Annotated in this window: 21 protein-coding genes and 2 tRNA genes; 8 read left to right on the top strand and 15 right to left on the bottom strand. The window is 59.6% G+C overall.

What is annotated here, in order from left to right:
* Positions 1–132: 132 nt before the first annotated feature.
* Positions 133–1,239: a DUF2817 domain-containing protein gene (locus tag ACODTD_RS26685; protein WP_489105369.1), complete on the top strand. Its 1,107-nt coding sequence runs from the start codon at positions 133–135 to the stop codon at positions 1,237–1,239.
* Positions 1,240–1,298: 59 nt separating this feature from the next.
* Here ACODTD_RS26685 and ACODTD_RS26680 read toward each other — a convergent pair whose 3' ends face one another.
* The 7 genes from ACODTD_RS26680 to ACODTD_RS26650 form a co-directional block, all read right to left on the bottom strand.
* Complete coding sequence (locus ACODTD_RS26680) at positions 1,299–1,553, bottom strand: bacteriocin immunity protein (protein WP_011335932.1); 255 nt, start codon at positions 1,551–1,553, stop codon at positions 1,299–1,301.
* Positions 1,554–1,555: 2 nt separating this feature from the next.
* Positions 1,556–2,806, bottom strand: coding sequence for an S-type pyocin domain-containing protein (locus tag ACODTD_RS26675; protein WP_285358714.1), 1,251 nt, complete (start codon positions 2,804–2,806; stop codon positions 1,556–1,558).
* Positions 2,807–3,070: 264 nt separating this feature from the next.
* Positions 3,071–3,340 carry a bacteriocin immunity protein gene (locus tag ACODTD_RS26670; protein ID WP_011335930.1) on the bottom strand — a complete coding sequence of 90 codons (270 nt, stop codon included), beginning with the start codon at positions 3,338–3,340 and terminating at the stop codon, positions 3,071–3,073.
* A gap of 9 nt (positions 3,341–3,349) precedes the next feature.
* On the bottom strand, positions 3,350–3,640 hold the full coding sequence (locus ACODTD_RS26665; RefSeq protein WP_489105374.1) for an HNH endonuclease: 291 nt from the start codon (positions 3,638–3,640) through the stop codon (positions 3,350–3,352).
* Positions 3,625–4,596: an S-type pyocin domain-containing protein gene (locus ACODTD_RS26660; protein WP_285358717.1), complete on the bottom strand. Its 972-nt coding sequence runs from the start codon at positions 4,594–4,596 to the stop codon at positions 3,625–3,627. The genes ACODTD_RS26665 and ACODTD_RS26660 overlap by 16 nt, the downstream gene beginning before the upstream one ends.
* A gap of 224 nt (positions 4,597–4,820) precedes the next feature.
* Positions 4,821–4,897: transfer RNA gene (locus tag ACODTD_RS26655), tRNA-Met, on the bottom strand.
* 115 nt (positions 4,898–5,012) lie between these two features.
* Complete coding sequence (locus ACODTD_RS26650) at positions 5,013–7,070, bottom strand: methyl-accepting chemotaxis protein (protein WP_011335928.1); 2,058 nt, start codon at positions 7,068–7,070, stop codon at positions 5,013–5,015.
* Positions 7,071–7,403: 333 nt separating this feature from the next.
* Between ACODTD_RS26650 and ACODTD_RS26645 the strand changes: the two genes are divergently transcribed.
* Positions 7,404–8,621 carry an MFS transporter gene (locus ACODTD_RS26645; protein WP_221616184.1) on the top strand — a complete coding sequence of 406 codons (1,218 nt, stop codon included), beginning with the start codon at positions 7,404–7,406 and terminating at the stop codon, positions 8,619–8,621.
* Positions 8,622–8,683: 62 nt separating this feature from the next.
* Here the strand turns inward: ACODTD_RS26645 and ychF are convergent, their stop codons facing one another.
* The 8 genes from ychF to ACODTD_RS26605 all read right to left on the bottom strand — a co-directional run bounded on the left by ychF (position 8,684) and on the right by ACODTD_RS26605 (position 15,608).
* Complete coding sequence (gene ychF, locus ACODTD_RS26640; protein ID WP_007951727.1) at positions 8,684–9,784, bottom strand: redox-regulated ATPase YchF; 1,101 nt, start codon at positions 9,782–9,784, stop codon at positions 8,684–8,686.
* A gap of 22 nt (positions 9,785–9,806) precedes the next feature.
* Positions 9,807–10,391: an aminoacyl-tRNA hydrolase gene (gene pth / locus ACODTD_RS26635; RefSeq protein ID WP_007951726.1), complete on the bottom strand. Its 585-nt coding sequence runs from the start codon at positions 10,389–10,391 to the stop codon at positions 9,807–9,809.
* A 171-nt stretch (positions 10,392–10,562) separates the two neighbouring features.
* Positions 10,563–11,165 (bottom strand): 50S ribosomal protein L25/general stress protein Ctc, encoded by a 603-nt coding sequence (locus ACODTD_RS26630; protein WP_011335926.1) that lies wholly within the window; start codon positions 11,163–11,165, stop codon positions 10,563–10,565.
* A gap of 141 nt (positions 11,166–11,306) precedes the next feature.
* A complete protein-coding gene (locus ACODTD_RS26625; RefSeq protein ID WP_003171603.1) occupies positions 11,307–12,248 on the bottom strand; it encodes a ribose-phosphate pyrophosphokinase in 942 nt (313 codons plus the stop codon).
* A gap of 47 nt (positions 12,249–12,295) precedes the next feature.
* Positions 12,296–12,370, bottom strand: a tRNA-Gln gene (locus ACODTD_RS26620).
* 37 nt (positions 12,371–12,407) lie between these two features.
* A complete protein-coding gene (gene ispE, locus ACODTD_RS26615; protein WP_011335925.1) occupies positions 12,408–13,259 on the bottom strand; it encodes a 4-(cytidine 5'-diphospho)-2-C-methyl-D-erythritol kinase in 852 nt (283 codons plus the stop codon).
* A 3-nt stretch (positions 13,260–13,262) separates the two neighbouring features.
* Positions 13,263–13,880 carry a lipoprotein insertase outer membrane protein LolB gene (gene lolB / locus ACODTD_RS26610; protein WP_011335924.1) on the bottom strand — a complete coding sequence of 206 codons (618 nt, stop codon included), beginning with the start codon at positions 13,878–13,880 and terminating at the stop codon, positions 13,263–13,265.
* Between the two features lie 3 nt (positions 13,881–13,883).
* Positions 13,884–15,608, bottom strand: coding sequence for a tetratricopeptide repeat protein (locus ACODTD_RS26605; RefSeq protein WP_007951720.1), 1,725 nt, complete (start codon positions 15,606–15,608; stop codon positions 13,884–13,886).
* 182 nt (positions 15,609–15,790) lie between these two features.
* Between ACODTD_RS26605 and hemA the strand changes: the two genes are divergently transcribed.
* From hemA to ACODTD_RS26575, 6 genes are all read left to right on the top strand, one after another.
* Positions 15,791–17,077: a glutamyl-tRNA reductase gene (gene hemA / locus ACODTD_RS26600; protein WP_007951716.1), complete on the top strand. Its 1,287-nt coding sequence runs from the start codon at positions 15,791–15,793 to the stop codon at positions 17,075–17,077.
* Positions 17,074–18,156 carry a peptide chain release factor 1 gene (prfA, locus tag ACODTD_RS26595; protein WP_221616186.1) on the top strand — a complete coding sequence of 361 codons (1,083 nt, stop codon included), beginning with the start codon at positions 17,074–17,076 and terminating at the stop codon, positions 18,154–18,156. The genes hemA and prfA overlap by 4 nt, the downstream gene beginning before the upstream one ends.
* The gene (prmC, locus tag ACODTD_RS26590) at positions 18,157–18,987 is read left to right on the top strand and encodes a peptide chain release factor N(5)-glutamine methyltransferase (protein WP_011335922.1); all 831 of its coding nucleotides are present in this window, start codon (positions 18,157–18,159) and stop codon (positions 18,985–18,987) included.
* Positions 18,981–19,736 carry a molybdopterin-synthase adenylyltransferase MoeB gene (locus ACODTD_RS26585; RefSeq protein ID WP_011335921.1) on the top strand — a complete coding sequence of 252 codons (756 nt, stop codon included), beginning with the start codon at positions 18,981–18,983 and terminating at the stop codon, positions 19,734–19,736. Before prmC ends, ACODTD_RS26585 begins: the two co-directional genes overlap by 7 nt.
* Positions 19,729–20,520, top strand: coding sequence for a glutamate racemase (gene murI / locus ACODTD_RS26580; RefSeq protein ID WP_011335920.1), 792 nt, complete (start codon positions 19,729–19,731; stop codon positions 20,518–20,520). The genes ACODTD_RS26585 and murI overlap by 8 nt, the downstream gene beginning before the upstream one ends.
* Before the next feature lie 112 nt (positions 20,521–20,632).
* A complete protein-coding gene (locus ACODTD_RS26575; RefSeq protein WP_011335919.1) occupies positions 20,633–21,151 on the top strand; it encodes an acyloxyacyl hydrolase in 519 nt (172 codons plus the stop codon).
* The last annotated feature ends 18 nt before the right edge of the window (positions 21,152–21,169 follow it).

Raw genomic sequence — 21,169 nt, 5'->3', positions numbered from 1 at the left:
AAAAGTCTGACGGACTGTATCGGCCGGCCGCGTACGACGCAAACCGCAGGCATCTTCGTCCTTCATGCCTTGGCGGATTTTCTGTAGGGTCATGGGCAAACGTGAAGCCAGAACAATCAACAAGAGGCCGCCATGCACAACGAGTTTCCGACCCAGCCCAGCTATCGCGAACAGCGCGAGCGCTTTCTTGCTGCCGCGAAGGTGGCGGGTGCCACGCTCTCTTCGTACGCGCATCCGCTCAATGGGCCGTTTGGCGAGTCTTTGAGTACCGATGTCGCGGTGCTGGGGGATCCAGCGGCCAAACGGCGCCTGGTGGCGCTCAGCGGCACCCACGGTGTTGAAGGTTATTACGGTTCGGAGTGCCAGATCGACTGGCTGAAGCATTTCACGCCGGAGTCGCTGCCGAAGGATGTCGCGGTCGTGATGATCCACTTGATCAACCCGTGGGGCACGGCGTGGCTGCGGCGGGTCAATGAAGACAATATTGACCTCAACCGCAATCACCTGGATTTCAACCGACCGCTTCCGGACAACCGCGCTTACGCGGCGCTTCATGAAATCTACGCCTGCACCGATTTGAACGGCCCTCAGCGGCAACAGGCTGATGCCTTGCTGGATGCGCAAATTGCCGAGCACGGCTGGCCGGCGGTGATGTCGATTGTCGAGGGCGGTCAGCACAGTCATCCCGACGGATTGTTCTTCGGCGGGCTCGCGCCGAGTTGGTCGAATCGCACGTTGCATTCCATCATCGAGAATCATCTGGCCGGCGCTGAAACCGTGATGTGTTTCGACCTGCACACCGGCGCCGGTGAGTACGGGCATCCGATGCTGCTGACGATAACCCAGGCGCCGTATCCGGCACTGGCCCAAGCGCAATCGATTTACGGCCCGTGGCTTTACACGCTACACACCGGCGCCGAAACCTTGAGTGATACCGGCGTTGCAGCAACCGCCACCGGGTACACCTCGCAGGCACTGCTCAATGCGCTGCCGAATGTGCAGCTGATGCCGTTCGTGATCGAGTGCGGGACTTATCCAGGGCCGGACGTGCATCGTTACCTGCGCGACGATCACTGGCTGCATCTGCATGGCGATCCGCTGGATGCGACGGGGCGGGCGATCAAGTTGAATCTGCTGGAGCAGTTTTATCCGGCGGATCCGGACTGGCGGGCGATTGTCGGTTTGCGGACGCGGCAGATTTGGGCGAAGGGGCTCGCGGCCTTGGGGGAAGAGGTATAAACAAACGGCTTGCCTTTCGGTAAGCCGTTTTAGCTGTTTGGAGTATGGATTCCAGATGTTTACTGCTTGAAACCAGGTAGGCCGTTGGCAGCACGCCACTCTTTCACCGTTTCTGTGATGCCTTCGGCTGTCACTCTTTTGCTCAAATCCTCCGGCCAATAAATCAAGTCAGATCCTGCCGGGTGCTCACTGAGACGTTCAAACTCAAAAAGTAACGGATCAAGTATTTCATCGGGACTTGTATTGGCCGCCAGCACGGATTTCAGAAACTCAATGAACTCAGCTTCTGTGTAGTCAGAAATGGTTTTTTTCATGGCTATCCACTTCGGTGGTTTTCAACGTGATTTTTTGGAGTGTTCACTCGCAAGTTGTCTATGTCGTATACCGCGCCGTTATTGGCAATATGCTCGACGTGATGCAACTCATAAGATGTTCTGTCTCCCGCCCAGTCTTGCCTGCGAGCCTTTGGCGACAAACCATTGCGCATTCGCTCGATGTTCCCCTGTATGAATTGTTCCGCCAGATCAGGATCATTGGCCACTTCCTCCCAAAACGCCTCCCTGAATTTGTCGAAACTTGAAAACTCCCGCCCTCTGAGCCTGTTTGCTATTCGCGTGGGAATCGGCACACCAATCCCCGTTCCTGCTCCCGCCAGCCATATCCCGGAAACATCCTCACCAATCCCCGTCACCGTCCCAGGCGTCAATCTCGCCGGTTTCGAAAACACCACATACAACGACTTCAGCCCGGTCTCTGCCGGAAACACCAGAATACAATCTTCGGCAGTAATGTCTTCGCCGGGCAGGATTTCAATCTGGCTGTCGGTGTTCGCGGCGATCGGGTGGACGAGGATCGTGCTCAGTGGTTCGCCGTGCTCCGGATAAACCAGCGGTGGCATCAATCCCAGCGGCCCGCGTTGCGGCGTCCACAGAATGGTGATGCCGTTGAGTTTGGCCTCCATGGCGCTCTTGTCGCTGTTCCACTCGACTTTTACGGTACGCACCGAGTCATCGCCCGAAGCGCCGGTGTGAATGCCGTAAACCTGCATGACCCCTTCGGCATCACGCCGGAACTGGAAGCGCACGCGAGTGGTGGCGCGGCTCATGCTGCGTAGCTGTTCATCAGTGTGAAGCGTGCCGTCGCCCATTCGGGTCGGGAGCATCCCGAGGATAAACACGCTGGCCGGGCCTCCCGCACCGCGGATTGCCCAATTAAGGCGCTGCTGCAGGATTCCACCACCGACCATGCGCCCCAACGCCAGATCGGCGCCGATGGCCTTCGCTACGGCGTGACTGGCAGCGGGAATGCGCAGGGCGCCTGCCACCATGACTTTGCCAAAGTGAGAGGCGGGCTCAGGTGTTGTGCCGGCATCCGTCCGGCACCAGTTGTCCGGTGTGCAGGACTTGGCAAATACCAGATCGTCGCGGGGCGTCGGGGTGGGCCATTCGTCTGTCCGGATATAAACGGGTTCTGGTGGCGGGGGTGGAATCCATCCGGTCCATGTCGCGTTTTCGCTCGGGCGTTTTCGACGCCACTCATCGTCGAAAAGGAATTTGTTCAGGTTCATGACCACTCCCTGTCTGTCCTGGAATCGAGACAGGGGAGCGTGTCGGTCAATCGGGATGGCGATCAAATCGACTTGCCGGGATGCAGAGGCCTGATCGAACGAATAATCCTCTTCGTACGCCTTTCGCGCTCTGTTCCTACGGAATCATGCCGGCCCACTGAAGTGGGCCACTTTTCTCGAGGCACAAAAAAACGGCCTATCTTTTGGTAAGCCGTTTTTAATACTTAGTGGTGTGAAGTCATTTCAGTGATTGACCATGAATCTTCACTTCTTGAATCCTGGCAGTCCGTTTGCTTCATGCCATGTCGCGATTGTACGGGCTATGCCAGATGACGACGTGTCAGCACCTGGCTCAGGGTAGTAGATAAGATCCATCTTGCTCGGATGCCCAACGATCTTGTTGAAGTGCAACAATAGAATATCTGCACGGTCATCTGTAGGTGCCTTGTCTTCCTTTCTGATCTCGTCAATGAACTCAACGAAGTCTTGTTCGGTGTAATCAGAGAAATTGCTTTTGATGAAGGGGTCGCTCATGCAGTTGCCTCAATCCTGGTGTATTTCGACGTGATTTTTAGGAGTGTGGACCCTCAGGTTGTCAACGTTATAGACCTCGCCGCCTTGAGATATCAGTTCCACATGATGAATTTCGTGAGAGATTCTTTTACCAGCCGCATCAGCTAATCGGGCGCGAGGCGCCTTTCCGTTGCGCATACGCTCCAAGCTATCTTCGCTGAGTTGCCCGGCTAGCCTGGTATCTTTTGATGCTTCGGCCCAGAAGGCGCGCCTGAATGAATCAAAGCTGGAATATTCACGCCCTCTTAGCGAATCGGCAATGCTGGTTGGGATTGGCGCACCAGATCCCCCCGGGCATGGTCAAGCCATACACCGGAAACATCCTCCCCAACCCCCGTCACCGTCCCCGGCATCAATCTCGCCGGTTTCGAAAACACCACATACAACGACTTCAGCCCGGTCTCCGCCGGGAACACCAGAATACAATCCTCGGCGGTGATGTCTTCGCCGGGCAGGATTTCAATCTGGCTGTCGGTGTTCGCGGCGATCGGGTGGACGAGGATCGTACTCAGTGCTTCGCCGTGCTCCGGATGAACCAGCGGCGGCATCGATCCCAGCGGCCCGCGTTGCGGCGTCCACAAAATCGTGATGTCGTTGAGCTTCGCCTCCATGGCGCTCTTGTCGTTGTTCCACTCGACTTTTACGGTACGCACCGAGTCGTCGCCCGAGGCTCCGGTGTGGATGCCGTAAACCTGCATGACGCCTTCGGCATCGCGTCGGAACTGGAACCGCACGCGAGTGGTGGCGCGGCTCATGCTGCGTAGCTGTTCATCAGTGTGAAGCGTGCCGTCGCCCATTCGGGTCGGGAGCATCCCGAGGATAAACACGCTGGCCGGGCCTCCCGCACCGCGGATTGCCCAATTAAGGCGCTGCTGCAGGATTCCACCACCGGCCATGCGCCCCAACGCCAGATCGGCGCCGATGGCCTTCGCTACGGCGTGACTGGCAGCGGGAATGCGCAGGGCGCCTGCCACCATGACTTTGCCAAAGTGAGAGGCGGGCTCAGGTGTTGTGCCGGCATCCGTCCGGCACCAGTTATCCGGTGTGCAGGATTTGGCAAATACCAGATCGTCGCGGGGCGTCGGGGTGGGCCATTCGTCTGTCCGGATATAAACGGGTTCTGGTGGCGGGGGTGGAATCCATCCGGTCCATGTCGCGTTTTCGCTCGGGCGTTTTCGACGCCACTCATCGTCGAAAAGGAATTTGTTCAGGTTCATGACCACTCCCTGTCTGTCCTGGAATCGAGACAGGGGAGCGTGTCGGTCAATCGGGATGGCGATCAAATCGACTGGCGCAGATGCAGGTGCCTGGACGAACGAAAAATCCTCTTCGTACGCCTTTCGCACCGGGTTCCTACAGAATCAGACCGATCCAGCGGGGAGGGCACTTTTCTCGAGGCATAAAAAAACGGCCTACCTTTCGGTAAGCCGTTTTTAGTACTTGGTGGCTACACAGGGACTTGAACCCCGGACCCCAGCATTATGAATGCTATGCTCTAACCAACTGAGCTATGTAGCCAAGTGGCGCGCATTATTCCCCTGAAATGGAAAAGCGTCAAGCGTAAATTCAAAATATTTCTCCTTATTTTCAACCGCTTATCCTCCCGCGCCGAAAAAAGGCGCGGGAAGGGCTTTCAACGCAGCTGAAATCTTCCGGTGTTGGCACTCAAGGCATGGCTGCCCTGGCTCAAGGTGTCCGCCGCAAGGTTCACTGCCCGCGCGCCCTCGAGCAGGCGAACCGCCGCCTGATCCACCTGCTGGATATTGCCGCTGACCTCATCGGCGGTGCTCGCCTGTTCTTCGACTGCCGTGGCGATCTGGGCGAGGGTGTCAGTGACGCTCTGCACGGCGCTGGCGATTTCCCCCAGGCGTTCGCCAAGTCCCGTGACGGCTTCCGCGTCCGATTGCGCCTGGCCGCACGCAGCCTCCATCAGGCTCACGGCTTCATTGACCGTATTGCGCAGGCTGTCGACCGTTCCGGCAATCTGCGCCGTGGACGACTGCGTACGTTGCGACAGGCTGCGCACCTCATCCGCCACCACGGCAAAACCACGACCTTGTTCACCCGCGCGAGCGGCCTCGATAGCGGCGTTGAGTGCGAGCAAGTTGGTCTGCTCGGCGACGCCACGGATGGTGTCGACCACCAATTGAATCTGCTGCCCTTGCTCGCTGACCCGGCCGAGCGCTGCGGCAGTTTCGTTCAGGCGCTGATTGAGCTGTTGAATGCTCGCCGTGGTGCGCTGACTGTCACGGCTGCTGTCGGCAGCGATGCGCCGGGTGTGCTGGGCGCTGCCGGAAGCCTGTTCGCAACTCTGCGCCACGCCCTGGGAGGTCGCCGCCAATTGCGTGGCTGCGGCGGCGATCTGGCTGATCTGCAATTGCTGCGCTTCGACTTCGCTGAGAGCTCCGCTGGAGTGATCATTAAGGCTGCGCACGGCGTTGCTCAGTTGCGAAGTCTCGTGATCGACACCCAGCAGGCTGGTGCGCAACTGCACCACGGCCACGTTGAGTGCAGTGCTGATCGACGCCAGTTCATCACGGCCCACGACCGGCACTTGCAGGCTCAGATTGCCGTCACGCAGGGCCTCGGCCAGCAGCGTGATGCCACTGGCGCTGCGGCGGATCGAGGCTTGCAGGCAGACGAACAGGTACAGCGCCGCCAGCAACAGAAAACCGAAGACCGCCGCGACAACGATGAACTGACGAATCGCCGATCCATGGTAGTCATCCAGCCGCTGATCCAGCGACACCAGCGATTGCTGGCGCAACGTGGCAAGGTTGCCGAGCAGGGCGTCAAGGCTGCGTTCGAACTCTTCCGGCTTGAGATTGATGCTGCCGCCGAACACGCCGTCATCCAGCACTTTCAACCCGGCATCCAGCTGTTTGAGGCTGTCGTGATACTGCCCGGCCCAGCCTTGCAGGGCTGGCGGCAGACGCGCTTCGAGCAGGCTCGCGGTTTTCACCAACTGCTCGCGGGCGTCGCCGATACGGCTGCGCAGGTCACGCAGTTGCAGACGGCTTTGCAGGGTGAACTGGCCGGAAACTACAGAAGCCTGGCCGACGGCTGCCAGTCGGCCGACCCGCTCGATCAGGTCCGGTGCGTGCTGGGTGGAAATCTGTGTCAGCAGATACGTTTCCAGCCACGGCGCGAGGATCAGCCGATTGTCCATCGCGATTTGTTCGCGCAACGCTTGCAGGGCGCTGAGCGCATTGGTGAAGCGGTCGTAACCGTCCGGCCACCAGCCGACACCGGAAAGGCTTTTCGAGTCCAGACCATTGAGCGCGGCTTGCAGAGCCTGATAGCGGGTCAGGGTTTCGCTTTCCGCGCCTTCGGCTTGCAAGGCATTGCCCAGCTCCAGCGTGGCCTGGGCCACGGCAGGTTGCACGCCATCGAATGCGGCCACGGCGGCCAGGGTGGCGGGCGTCGGCTGGCGGTTGGTTTCCGTGGCGCGCCAGCGGGCGGCGCGGTCACGTTGAGCGGCGAGCAGGTTGTCGAGTGCATCGAGGGCAAGCAACTGCCGCACACCGGCACGTTCGCCGGCGATCAGGTTGAGTTTGTCGCGATAGTCCTGGCCGATCATTAACAGGCTGCCGGCCAATGGCAGGATAAACAGCAGAAACAACAACTGGAATTTACGCGCGAAGCCAAACCGCCCCAGCAACCTGATCCCCGGTGATAAAAAAGCCTGCATGCCCCATGACTCCTCTGGACACCACGCACCATCGGCGTGCATCCCGGTCGCTGCGACCGGGATTGGTGCCCTGCTAAAAGGCCTCGAAAGTTCACCCTTGCCCGCTCTGTAGGCCGGCTCTGTAGCGAAACTTCCCATTCTCGATGCCCTTTGTAAGGGCGCCGCGTTCAAGCCGATAAGCAAGGCAAGATTCAGACCATGGCGTTGCGCTATCACTTGCGGCGCGACGACTGAATAGTTCGTTAGCTGGCTAAGAGGATGGCGCTGACGCACCGAAAAATGGCACATTGACGCACCTGCCCGCGTGCACCCATCTGCAGTCCGGAAATTCCCATGGCTATCAGCAATGTTCAGACCGCCGCTGCCTCGGCGTCCGCTCCTCCCCAGAGCAGCCCTTTGGTGATGCGCATCATTGGCGCGGTGGCGCTGGCGCATTTGATCAATGACCTGATCCAGTCAGTGTTGCCGTCGATCTATCCGATGCTCAAGGCCAACTATGGTTTGAGTTTTACCCAGGTCGGCCTGATTACCCTGACCTTCCAATTGACCGCTTCGCTGCTGCAGCCGTGGGTCGGTTATCACACCGATCGCCATCCGAAACCGTGGCTGTTGCCGGCAGGTTCTGTGTGCACCCTGATTGGCATCGTGATGATGTCGATGGTTGGCAGTTTTCCGTTGATTCTGCTGGCGGCGGCGCTGATCGGCATTGGTTCATCAACCTTTCACCCCGAGGCTTCTCGTATCGCCCGCCTGGCTTCTGGTGGGCGTTTCGGTCTGGCGCAGTCGACGTTCCAGGTCGGTGGTAATGCCGGTTCGGCCTTCGGCCCGTTACTCGCGGCGGCGATCATCATTCCTTTCGGGCAGGGCAACGTGGCCTGGTTCGGCTTGTTCGCGGTGTTTGCGCTGTTCGTGCTCTATCGCATCAGCCGCTGGTACGCCCATCACCTGAACCTGTTCAAGCTCAAGGCCGGCCAGGCCGCCACTCACGGACTGTCGAAGGGCAGGGTGATCAGCGCTCTGGTGGTGCTCGGTCTGCTGGTGTTCTCCAAGTACTTCTACATGGCCAGCCTGACCAGCTACTTCACCTTCTACCTGATCGAGAAGTTCGACCTGTCGGTTGCCAGTTCCCAATTGCACCTGTTCCTGTTCCTCGGCGCAGTGGCGGCGGGCACGTTCTTTGGCGGACCTATCGGCGACAAGATCGGGCGCAAGGCGGTGATCTGGTTCTCGATCCTTGGCGTGGCACCGTTCACGCTGCTGATGCCGCATGTCGACCTGTTCTGGACCAGCGTTCTGAGCGTGGTGATCGGTTTCATCCTCGCTTCAGCGTTCTCGGCGATCGTGGTGTACGCGCAGGAGCTGGTGCCGGGCAACGTCGGAATGATTGCCGGGGTGTTCTTCGGTCTGATGTTCGGCTTTGGCGGGATTGGCGCGGCGTTGCTCGGGCATCTGGCGGACATCCACGGCATCGAATACGTGTACTTCCTGTGCTCGTTCCTGCCGCTGTTCGGGGTGCTGGCGATCTTCCTGCCGAGAACCAAAAAAGCCTGACAGGCTGAATTTCGGGCAAAAAAAAGCCGCGTATCAACGCGGCTTTTTCTTGGGTGCAGCTTTTACACGTTGAAGCGGAAGTGCATCACGTCGCCGTCCTTGACGATGTAATCCTTGCCTTCCAGGCGCCATTTGCCGGCTTCCTTGGTGCCTGCTTCACCCTTGTACTGGATGAAGTCGTTGTAGGCGATCACTTCGGCGCGGATGAAGCCTTTCTCGAAGTCGGTGTGGATCACGCCGGCTGCTTGCGGTGCGGTGGCACCGACGCGGACGGTCCAGGCGCGGACTTCTTCGACACCGGCAGTGAAGTAGGTCTGCAGGTGCAGCATTTCGTAGCCGGCGCGGATCACGCGGTTCAGGCCAGGCTCTTCCAGGCCCAGGGCCTCGAGGAACATGTCTTTCTCTTCGCCGTCGTCCAGCTCGGCGATTTCCGCTTCGATCTTGTTGCAGACCGGGACAACCATCGCGCCTTCTTCTTCGGCGATGGCCTTGACCACGTCCAGGTGCGGGTTGTTCTCGAAACCGTCTTCAGCGACGTTGGCGATGTACATGACCGGTTTGGTGGTCAGCAGGTGGAAGCCCTTGATGATGGCCTTTTCGTCGGCGCTCATGTTCTTCATCAGGCTGCGCGCAGGCTTGCCTTCGCTGAAGTGCGGGATCAACTGCTCAAGCAGGGCCTTCTGGGCCACCGCGTCCTTGTCACCGCCCTTGGCGTTGCGCGCGACTTTCTGCAGTTGCTTCTCGCAGCTGTCGAGGTCGGCGAAGATCAGTTCCAGGTCGATGATTTCGATGTCGCGTTTCGGGTCGACGCTGTTGGAGACGTGGATCACGTTCTCGTCTTCGAAGCAGCGCACGACGTGAGCGATCGCGTCGGTTTCGCGGATGTTGGCCAGGAACTTGTTGCCCAGGCCTTCACCTTTCGACGCGCCGGCAACCAGGCCCGCGATGTCGACGAATTCCATGGTGGTCGGCAGGATGCGCTTCGGATTGACGATGGCCGCCAGAGCGTCGAGACGCGGATCCGGCATCGGCACGATGCCGCTGTTCGGCTCGATGGTGCAGAAGGGGAAGTTCTCGGCCGCGATCCCGGACTTGGTCAGGGCGTTGAACAGGGTGGACTTGCCGACGTTAGGCAGGCCGACGATGCCGCAATTGAATCCCATGGTGTTTCCCCTCGGATTAGAGTCAGGCCTTCTGGCTGTGCAGGTTTTTCATCGCGCGGTTCCATTCACCGGCGAGGATATCCGGCAGCACGCCGAGGGCAAAGTCGATGCTGGCATCGAGTTTTTCCTGTTCGGCGCGTGGCGCACGACCCAGGACGAAATTTGAAACCATACTGGCGACGCCCGGGTGGCCGATGCCAAGCCGCAGGCGGTGGAACGTATTCTGATTGCCCAATTGCGCAATGATGTCGCGCAACCCGTTGTGACCGCCATGGCCGCCGCCGACTTTGAGTTTGGCGACGCCCGGAGGCAGATCGAGTTCGTCGTGTGCCACCAGGATCTCTTCAGGCTTGATGCGGAAGAAACCGGCGAGTGCCGCCACGGCCTGGCCGCTGCGGTTCATGTAGGTGGTGGGAATCAGCAGACGAACATCCTGACCCTGATGCGAAAAACGCCCGGTCAGGCCGAAATACTTGCGATCGGCCACGAGATTCACATTCTGTGCGTGGGCGATGCGCTCAACAAAAAGGGCCCCTGCGTTATGCCGGGTCTGCTCGTATTCAGCGCCTGGATTTCCCAGGCCAACGATCAGTTTGATGGCAGTCACGATAGGGGCCCTTCCTTTGAGTGGTGGATAACATCGCCGCGATCAGGGAAGGCGGCGAAAGTGGACGAAAAATGCTCATTTACCATGGATGTAAACTCCGCGTTCCCGCCCGCTTTCTCGCTACGTTCCAGTCCGCGATGTTACCTGCTCACTCAGGCATGACAGAGTGATTTACTCTGCTGCGCCTTCTTCGGTAGCTTCTGGAGCAACACGTGGAGCGTGGACGTTGGCAACAGCCTTGTCATCGCCGTGTGCCAGAGCAACGAACTCAACGCCTTTAGGAGCCTTGATGTCCGACAGGTGAACGATGGTGCCGATTTCAGCGTTAGCCAGGTCGACTTCGATGAACTCAGGTAGGTCTTTTGGCAGGCAGGAAACTTCGATCTCGGCAACAACGTGCGAGATTTCGCCGCCTTTCTTCACTGGAGCAGCTTCGTTGATGAAGTGCACAGGAACGATAGCGGTCAGTTTCTGGCCAGCTACAACGCGTACGAAGTCAGCGTGCATCACGTGGCCTTTGGCCGGGTGACGTTGCAGAGCCTTGATGATCACGTTCTGCTTGGTGCCACCAACGTTCAGTTCGATAACGTGGCTGTAGGCCGCTTCGTTTTCGAGCAGTTTGGCAACTTCTTTGGCCAGCATGCTGATGGATTCAGGGGCTTTGTCGCCACCGTAAACAACAGCTGGAACCAGGGCAGCGAGACGACGCAGGCGGCGGCTCGCACCTTTCCCCAGGTCGGAACGCAGTTCAGCATTCAAAGTAAAATCGTTCATTTTGTATCTCCAAAATAGCCATGACCGAGTGGCGTTTGCGACCAGCGCCGAACACGGTATGGGCAAAAAAGCCCCGCCCCGGCAGGAATGCCGGGGCGGGGCGCTTTTCGTCAACGAGACATTTCGAGAAGGGCAGGGCCCTTAACGGAACATCGCGCTGATCGATTCTTCATTGCTGATGCGGCGAACCGCTTCGGCAACAACCGGTGCGATATCCAGTTGACGGATACGTGCACAGGCTTGTGCTGCAGCGGACAGCGGGATGGTGTTAGTGACCACCAGCTCGTCCAGCACGGAATTTTCGATATTCTCGATGGCCCGACCCGACAGCACAGGGTGTGTGCAGTAGGCAAAGACCTTGGCTGCGCCATGCTCTTTCAGGGCCTTGGCCGCGTGGCACAGAGTGCCGGCGGTATCGACCATGTCATCGACCAGAATGCAGGTACGCCCTTCGACATCGCCGATGATATGCATCACTTCAGAGTGATTGGCTTTCTCACGGCGTTTGTCGATGATCCCGAGATCCACACCCAGGGATTTGGCAACGGCACGTGCACGCACGACGCCACCAATGTCCGGGGACACGATCATCAGGTTCTCGAAGCGCTGATCTTCAATGTCATCCACCAGAACCGGGGAGCCGTAGATGTTATCTACCGGAATATCGAAGAAACCCTGAATCTGGTCAGCATGCAGATCAACCGTGAGAACACGGTCGATGCCGACTACGGTGAGCATGTCAGCAACGACTTTCGCGCTGATAGCCACACGTGCGGAACGCGGACGGCGATCCTGACGGGCATAACCAAAATAAGGAATAACAGCAGTGATACGAGTAGCCGAGGAGCGGCGGAAGGCATCAGCCATCACTACCAGTTCCATCAGGTTATCGTTGGTCGGAGCGCAAGTCGGCTGAATAATGAAGACGTCTTTACCACGAACGTTTTCATTGATCTCGGCTGTAATTTCGCCGTCGGAAAATTTACCGACAGAGATGTCACCGAGAGGGATATGCAGCTGACGTACGACACGCCGAGCCAGATCGGGGTTAGCGTTCCCCGTAAAGACCATCATCTTGGACACGCGCAGTACCTGAAGGCTGAGGGTATACCTGGATGAGTATAGGAAAATGGCAGGGGCGGCTGGATTCGAACCAACGCATGGCAGGATCAAAACCTGCTGCCTTACCGCTTGGCGACGCCCCTGTATCTGTTGCTTGCAAGTGCCGGGCACTTGGTTCCTTTAGAGCAGACTTTGCAGCTTGCGATGCAACATCGAAACGTTGCTTCCTTTCGCTACAAACCCTGTAAGGGTCTCTGTCAGAAGGGCCGAGACTTTATCAGCTTCAGCTTTGCTTGGGAAGCCCCCAAACACACAACTTCCAGTTCCGGTAAGTTTTGCTTCGGTAAAATTACCTAACAAATTCAATGCGTTACGTACTTCTGGATAACGCCTCGAGACCACCGGCAAGCAGTCATTTCGACTGTTTCCCTCGGGAACGGGGCGCACTTTAATGGGCGGCGTGTTACGTGTCAACAAAGGATCTGAAAAAATTTCTGCCGTACTAACAGAGACTTGCGGAACGAGCACGACGTACCACGGTTCGGCGGGCTCGACCGGGGTCAGTTTCTCACCGACACCTTCGGCAAAAGCCGCATGACCACGCACGAACACCGGCACGTCGGCGCCCAGCGTCAGGCCCAGTGCAGCCAGGCGATCTTCATCCCAACCCAGTCGCCACAAATGATTGAGGCCAAGCAGGGTGGTGGCCGCATTCGAGCTGCCGCCCCCGATGCCGCCGCCCATCGGCAGGATCTTGTCGATCCAGATGTCGATGCCGAGCGAGCAGGCGGATTGTTCCTGCAGTTTTTTCGCCGCGCGCACGATCAGGTTGCTGTCGTGGGGCACTCCGTCGAATTCGGTGTGCAGGCGAATCACGCCGTCGTCACGGACGGCGAAGGTGATTTCGTCGCCGTAGTCGAGGAACTGAAAAAGCGTCTGCAATTCGTGATAACCGTCTTCACGGCGACCGAGAATGTGCAACATCAGGTTGAGTTTGGCCGGTGAAGGCAAAGTGAGGCGTGGAGCGGTCATGCGTTATTGCCCCAGTTTGCGCGGTTGCCAGGTCTTGATCACCAGCGTCACGTCCAGATCGCTGCCGTGCAGCTTGATCCGCTCGGGCAGCCAGTAACCGTTCTGTTCGGCATAGCTGAGGTATTCAACCTGCCAGCCATCCTGATCCAGATTGGCCAGGCGGCTGTTGCCGTCCAGGGTCAGACGGCTTTTGCTGTCCGGTGCCGGGAGGCCGCGAACCCACCACGCCAGATGCGAGACCGGCAGTTTCCAGCCCAGTTGCTCTTCGACCAGTGCTTCCGGAGTCGGCGCTTCATAACGGCCCTGATTCGCCACTTCCAGCGACACCGCGCCCGGACGGCCGGTCAGTCGCGCCGCGCCACGACCCAGCGGGCCGGACAGGCGGATGTCGTAGTAATCCTGACGTTGCAGCCAGAACAGCGTGCCGCTGCCCGAATCTTTCGGGGCGCGGATGCCGATCTTGCCGTCGATCTGCCAGCCGTCGAGGCCGGTCAGGTGTTGTTTGTTCGCGGCCCACTGTGCCGGATTGCCGTGGCCTTCGACCGATTCACGGGCGCCGAAGCCCGCGCAACCGGCGAGCAGGGCGATGAAGCTGAAAACGATGACGTGGCGCAAAAACATGAGTTAAAGAGTCTCGGATCCGGTCAGGCGCTTGATGGTGCTGCGCAGGATGGTGCTGTCAGGCTGGTCCTTGAGGAACTTGCCCCAGATTTGTTTCGCTTCGCGCTGTTTGCCCTTGGCCCACAGCACTTCGCCCAGATGCGCGGCGACTTCGTGATCGGGGAAGCGCTCGAGGGCCTGACGCAGGTATTTCTCGGCGTCTTCCAGATTGCCCATGCGGAAGTTCACCCAGCCGAGGCTGTCGAGAACCGCCGGGTCTTCCGGGTTGATCTGGTGCGCCTGCTCGATCAGCGCCTTGGCTTCAGCGTAGCGGGTGGTGCGGTCGGACAGGGTGTAGCCGAGGGCGTTGAGGGCCATGGCGTTATCCGGATCGCGCTTGATGATCAGGCGCAGGTCTTTTTCCATTTGCGCCAGGTCATTGCGTTTTTCCGCCTGCATCGCACGGGTATAAAGCAGATTCAGATCGTCCGGGTATTGCTGCAGCGCTTGTTGCAGGACTTTCCAGGCCTTGTCGCCCTGATTGTTGGCGGACAGGGTTTCGGCTTCGATCAGGTACAGCTGGATCGCGTAATCCGGCTGCTCGTCACGCTCGGCGGCGAGTTTGCTCTGGGCTTCGGCGGTCTTGCCGTTGTTCATCAGAATATCGGCCTGACGCAGTTGCGCCGGCAGATAGTCGTTGCCGGGGCCGACCTGGGCGTATTCGATAAGCGCGCCTTGTGGGTCGTTGCGTTCTTCGGCGATGCGGCCCAGGTTCAGGTGCGCCGAATCGACATGGCTTTCCCGGGCGATCAGGTCTTCCAGATAACCCTTGGCCTCGTCCCAGGCCTTGGCTTCCAGGCAGACCAGTGCCAGCGAGTAACGCAGTTCGTCGTCTTCCGGGTATTGCTGAACCAGGGTGGAGAACTCGACCTTGGCATCGTCCATCCGGTCCTGTTCCACCAGCATCCGCGCGTAAGTCAGGCGCAAGCGCTTGTCGTCCGGGTATTTCTTGATGCTTTTCTGTAACAGCGGCAAGGCTTCGTCGCCACGGTTCAGCCCTTGCAGCAGGCGTGCACGCAGCAGAATCGGGGCGATCTCGCCATCTTCCGGCGGATTGTCTTCAAGCAGGGTCAGCGCACCTTGGGTGTCGCCGTCCTGCTGCATCAGCAGGGCCTTGCCGAAAATCAGCTGATTGTTGTTCGGGTGACGCTGCAACAGGCGGTCGAAGCTTTTCATCAGGCCGTTGCGGGTTTCCTGATCGGTGTCGGCGGCCGATAGCGCGAGGAAGTCGAAATGGGTGTCGCCCTTGCCCTGCAGGACTTTCTCCATATAGACCATCGAGTCGTCATAACGCCCTGCACGAGCCAGTTGCACGGCGGCGGCGCGTTGCGCTTCGAGGTCGTCAGGGGCGTTTTTCGCCCAGATCAGTGCGGTATCGAGGGCCGGCTGGTCGGCGCCCAGGTACTCGGCGATGCGGAAGGCACGCTCGGAAACGCCCGGATCCTGGGTGTTGATGGCCTGGGTCACGTAGTTGTCCAGGGCAATGTCGAAACGATTGCGCTGGCCGGCGAGTTCGGCGCTCAGCAGGCTGAACACCGTTTCCTGGCTGAACGAACTGTAAACCTTGGGCTTTTCAGGAGCCGGCGTGGTGTCTTCGACCGGTGAGGCACCGTCCTGCGAAACGGGGGCCAAGGCCTGGCAGCCGCTGAGGAAGACAAAAGCGAGGAGCAACGCGGAAGATCTATTCATATAGGAAGAGGACGACTAACCTGCGGTCGGATCATCATGACACAAGCCTTCGGCCAAACATAACCGAGACTCGATTGTGGCCATTATAGGGGCCGGCAATTGGGACAATAGTCAGCGGTAGTTGTTCTGAATCTGACGAAGTAGGACAATTGCCGGCTTCACGTCACCATCAGCGACCTTGAATGGCCTTCCTTGCACTCGGTATCAACCACAAGACTGCTTCAGTAGACGTCCGCGAGCGCGTGGCCTTTACCCCTGAGCAGCTGGTGGAGGCCTTGCAGCAGCTCTGCCGACTCACCGACAGCCGCGAAGCTGCGATCCTCTCCACCTGCAATCGCAGTGAGCTGTATATAGAACAGGATCAGCTTTCGGCCGATATCGTGCTGCGCTGGCTGGCCGACTATCACCATTTAAGCCTCGATGAGCTGCGCGCGAGTGCTTATGTGCATGAAGATGATGCGGCAGTTCGTCACATGATGCGTGTCGCCTCCGGGCTCGACTCGCTGGTGCTGGGCGAACCGCAGATTCTCGGCCAGATGAAATCGGCCTACGCCGTGGCCCGCGAGGCCGGCACCATCGGGCCGCTGCTGGGGCGACTGTTCCAGGCGACCTTCAACGCCGCCAAGCAAGTACGTACCGACACCGCCATCGGCGAAAACCCGGTGTCCGTGGCGTTTGCCGCCGTCAGTCTGGCCAAACAGATTTTCAGCGACCTGCAACGCAGCCAGGCCCTGCTGATCGGCGCCGGCGAGACCATCACCCTGGTCGCCCGCCACCTGCATGAACTGGGGGTCAAGCGCATCGTGGTCGCCAACCGGACGCTGGAGCGCGCCAGCCTGCTGGCCGAGCAGTTCGGTGCCCACGCAGTGTTGCTCTCGGACATCCCGGCCGAACTGGTGCGCAGCGACATCGTCATCAGTTCTACCGCCAGTCAGTTGCCGATTCTCGGTAAAGGCGCGGTGGAAAGCGCGCTGAAGCTGCGCAAGCACAAGCCGATCTTCATGGTCGACATCGCCGTTCCCCGTGACATCGAGCCAGAGGTCGGCGAACTCGACGACGTTTACCTCTATAGCGTCGACGATCTGCACGAAGTGGTCGCTGAAAACCTCAAGAGCCGTCAGGGCGCAGCGCAGGCGGCCGAAGAGATGGTTTCGGTCGGCGCCGACGATTTCATGGTGCGCCTGCGCGAGCTGGCGGCAGTCGATGTGCTCAAGGCCTATCGTCAACAGAGCGAACGCCTGCGCGACGAAGAACTGCAAAAGGCCCTGCGCCTGCTGGCCAATGGCGGCAACGCCGAAGACGTGCTCGGGCAACTGGCCCGTGGCCTGACCAACAAACTCCTGCACGCCCCGAGCGTGCAGTTGAAAAAGCTTTCTGCCGAAGGCCGCCTCGATGCGCTGGCCATGGCTCAGGAACTCTTTGCCCTCGAGGGCTCACCGGATAGCTTTTCGGATAAAAAACCGCAATGAAAGCGTCACTGCTCAATAAGCTGGACATTCTCCAGGACCGTTTCGAGGAACTGACCGCGCTGCTCGGCGACGGCGAAGTCATTTCCGACCAGACCAAATTCCGCGCTTATTCCAAGGAATACGCCGAACTTGAGCCGGTGGTACAAGGCTATAAAAAGCTGCTCGGCGTACAAAGCGATCTTGAAGGCGCACAGGCGCTGCTCAAGGACAGCGACCCGGACATGCGTGAAATGGCTGTGGAAGAAGTCCGCGAAGCCAAGGAATTGCTGATCACGCTGGAATCCGACCTGCAACGCATGCTGCTGCCCAAGGATCCCAACGACGGGCGCAACGTGTTTCTCGAAATCCGCGCCGGCACCGGTGGTGACGAGGCGGCGATCTTCTCGGGTGACCTTTTCCGCATGTACTCGCGTTACGCCGAACGCCGTGGCTGGCGCGTGGAGATCCTCTCGGAAAACGAAGGCGAACACGGTGGCTATAAAGAAGTCATCGCCCGCATCGAAGGCGACAACGTTTACGGCAAGCTGAAATTCGAATCCGGCGCGCACCGCGTACAGCGTGTACCCGCCACCGAATCCCAGGGCCGTATCCATACCTCGGCCTGCACCGTGGCGGTATTGCCCGAGCCGGACGAGCGTGAAGCCATCGAGATCAACCCGGCGGATTTGCGCGTCGACACTTACCGCTCCTCCGGGGCCGGTGGTCAGCACGTCAACACCACCGATTCGGCGATCCGCATCACCCACATACCGACCGGCACCGTTGTCGAGTGCCAGGAAGAACGTTCCCAGCACAAGAACCGTGCCCGGGCGATGGCCTGGCTGTCGGCCAAGCTCAACGACCAGCAGACCGCAGCGGCGGCCAACGCCATCGCCAGCGAACGTAAATTGCTGGTGGGTTCCGGTGACCGCTCCGAGCGTATCCGCACCTATAACTTTGCCCAGGGACGGGTCACCGACCATCGCGTCAACCTGACCCTGTATTCCCTCGACGAAATCCTCGCCGGTGGCGTCGAAGCGGTGATCGAGCCGTTGCTGGCCGAATACCAGGCCGACCAGCTCGCAGCGATAGGTGAGTAAATGACCATCATCGCCAGCCTGTTGCGCGCCGCCGAACTGCCGGACTCGCCCACCGCGCGTCTGGACGCCGAATTGCTTCTGGCTGCCGCGCTGGGCAAATCCCGCAGTTTTCTCCACACCTGGCCCGAGCGCATCGTGCCCAGCGAAGCCGCTCTGGTTTTTGCCGAGTACCTGCAACGTCGCCGCGGCGGCGAGCCGGTCGCCTACATTCTGGGTCAGCAGGGTTTCTGGAAGCTCGATCTGGAAGTCGCGCCGCACACGCTGATCCCGCGCCCGGACACCGAACTGCTGGTGGAGGCCGCACTGGAATTGCTGCCGGCGACTCCGGCAAAAGTTCTCGATCTGGGCACCGGCAGCGGGGCGATTGCCCTGGCTCTGGCCAGCGAGCGCCCGGCGTGGAAAGTCACCGCCGTGGATCGCGTGCTGGAAGCCGTGGCCCTGGCCGAACGCAATCGCCAGCGCCTGCACCTGAACAACGCGACGGTGCTGAGCAGTCACTGGTTCAGCGCCCTCGAAGGCAAGCGTTTCGAGTTGATCATCAGCAATCCGCCGTACATTCGCGCCGCCGATCCGCATCTGATGGAAGGCGATGTGCGTTTCGAGCCGGAAAGCGCCTTGGTGGCCGGCATCGACGGGCTCGACGATCTGCGCCTGATCATCGCCCAGGCGCCGGCCCATCTGGAAGCCGGCGGCTGGCTGATGCTCGAACATGGCTATGATCAAGCCGAAGCCGTGCGCGATCTGCTGCTGACGCAAGGTTTCGACGAAGTCCACAGCCGCACCGATCTGGGCGGCCATCAACGGATCAGCCTGGGGCGCCTGCCGTGCTGAATGATCAGGAATTGTTGCGCTACAGTCGGCAGATCCTGCTGCAACACATCGACATCGATGGCCAGTTGAAGCTCAAGGACAGTCGGGTATTGATCGTCGGTCTCGGTGGTCTCGGTGCGCCGGTGGCCTTGTATCTGGCGGCGGCGGGTGTCGGTGAATTGCACCTGGCGGATTTCGACACGGTCGACCTGACCAACCTGCAACGCCAGATCATCCACGACACCGATAGCGTCGGCATGACCAAGGTCGACTCGGCGCTCAAGCGCCTGAGCGCGATCAACCCTGAAATCCGACTGGTGCCCCATCGTCAGGCGCTGGACGAGGATTCCCTCGCCGCAGCCGTGGCGGCGGTAGATGTGGTACTCGACTGCTCGGACAATTTCTCCACCCGCGAAGCGGTCAACGCCGCGTGCGTGGCGGCGCGCAAGCCCTTGGTCAGCGGCGCCGCGATCCGCCTTGAAGGACAGCTTTCGGTGTTCGACCCGCGTCGCGCCGAAAGCCCGTGCTACCACTGCCTGTACGGTCACGGCAGCGAAGCCGAACTGACTTGCAGCGAAGCCGGCGTGGTCGGGCCGCTGGTCGGTCTGGTCGGCAGCTTGCAAGCGCTGGAAGCCTTGAAGTTGCTGGCAGGTTTTGGCGAGCCACTGGTGGGTCGTCTGCTGTTGATCGATGCACTGGGCTCGCGTTTCCGTGAGCTGCGGGTCAAGCGCGACCCCGGTTGCAGCGTCTGTGGTTCGCAGCATGCGTGAAGCGCCGATTGCCGTCTTCGATTCCGGCGTCGGCGGTCTGTCGGTGCTGGCGGAAATCCAACAACTGCTGCCGAATGAATCGCTGCTGTACCTCGGCGATTGCGGCCATATTCCTTATGGCGAGAAAACCCCGGAATTCATCCGCCAGCGTTGCAGCGTGATGGCCGGTTTTTTCCGCGAGCAGGGCGCCAAGGCGCTGGTGATCGCGTGCAACACCGCGACCGTGGCCGGCGTCGCCGATCTGCGCCGGGATTTTCCCGAGTGGCCGATCGTCGGCATGGAGCCGGCGGTCAAACCGGCGGCCGCCGCCACCCGCAGCGGTGTTGTGGGCGTACTCGCCACTACCGGGACCTTGCAGAGCGCGAAATTTGCGGCGCTGCTCGATCGCTTCGCAACGGATGTGCGGGTCATCACGCAGCCATGCCCTGGACTGGTGGAGCTGATTGAAAGCGGCGACCTGCACAGTCCCCAGTTGCGTGCCTTGCTCAAGCACTATGTCGATCCGCTTCTGGCCAACGGTTGCGACACGATCATCCTCGGCTGCACCCACTACCCGTTTCTCAAGCCGATGCTCAAGTCGATGATCCCCGAGAGCATCAGCCTGATCGATACGGGCGCGGCCGTGGCTCGACAACTGCAGCGACTTCTGGCCGAGCGTGACCTGCTCGCCGAAGGGCCGAACCGCCCGGTCAGATTCTGGACCAGCGCCGATCCCGAGTCTTTGCGCAGTACCTTGGTCCTGCTGGGCCAAGTCGATGGCGACGTCGAAAAATTCACCTTGTAAAAAAAATGTGAAATATCTAAAAAGTCAGCTGAACTTCTGACCAAGCGCAGATTTCTATAGCGCAGAGTGACCTAGAAAACCAAACGATCGTTCCGGAAAAGGAAGTTTCAAAGTGAAGCGACTATTCTGCTTGGCCGCGATTGCGGCTGCACTGATGGGGCAAAGTTTTACCGCACAGGCTGCTGGCGTCGAGTTTGCAGTGGGTGCTACCAGCGATTCGACCATGACTTATCGCCTGGGCATGAATTTCGACTGGGACAAGAGTTGGCTGCAAAGTGACGTCGGTCGTCTGACCGGTTACTGGAGCGGCGCCTACACTTATTGGGAAGGCGACAAGACGTCGAGCAACAACAGCCTGTCGTTCTCGCCGGTGTTTGTTTACGAGTTCGCCGGTCAGTCGGTCAAACCGTATGTCGAGGCGGGGATCGGCGTGGCGCTGTTCTCCAACACCGAATACGAAGACAACAAGCTCGGCGGTTCCTTCCAGTTCGAAGACCGCCTTGGTTTCGGCCTGCGCTTCAATGGCGGGCATGAAGTCGGGATCCGTGCGACGCACTATTCCAACGCCGGCCTGAGCAGCGACAACGATGGGGTCGAAAGCTACTCGCTGCATTACACGATGCCGTTGTAACCCCCATGAAAAAGGAGC

This window comes from Pseudomonas sp. FG35 (genome assembly GCF_057809295.1).
This window is presented reverse-complemented; position numbering and strand designations above follow the sequence as displayed.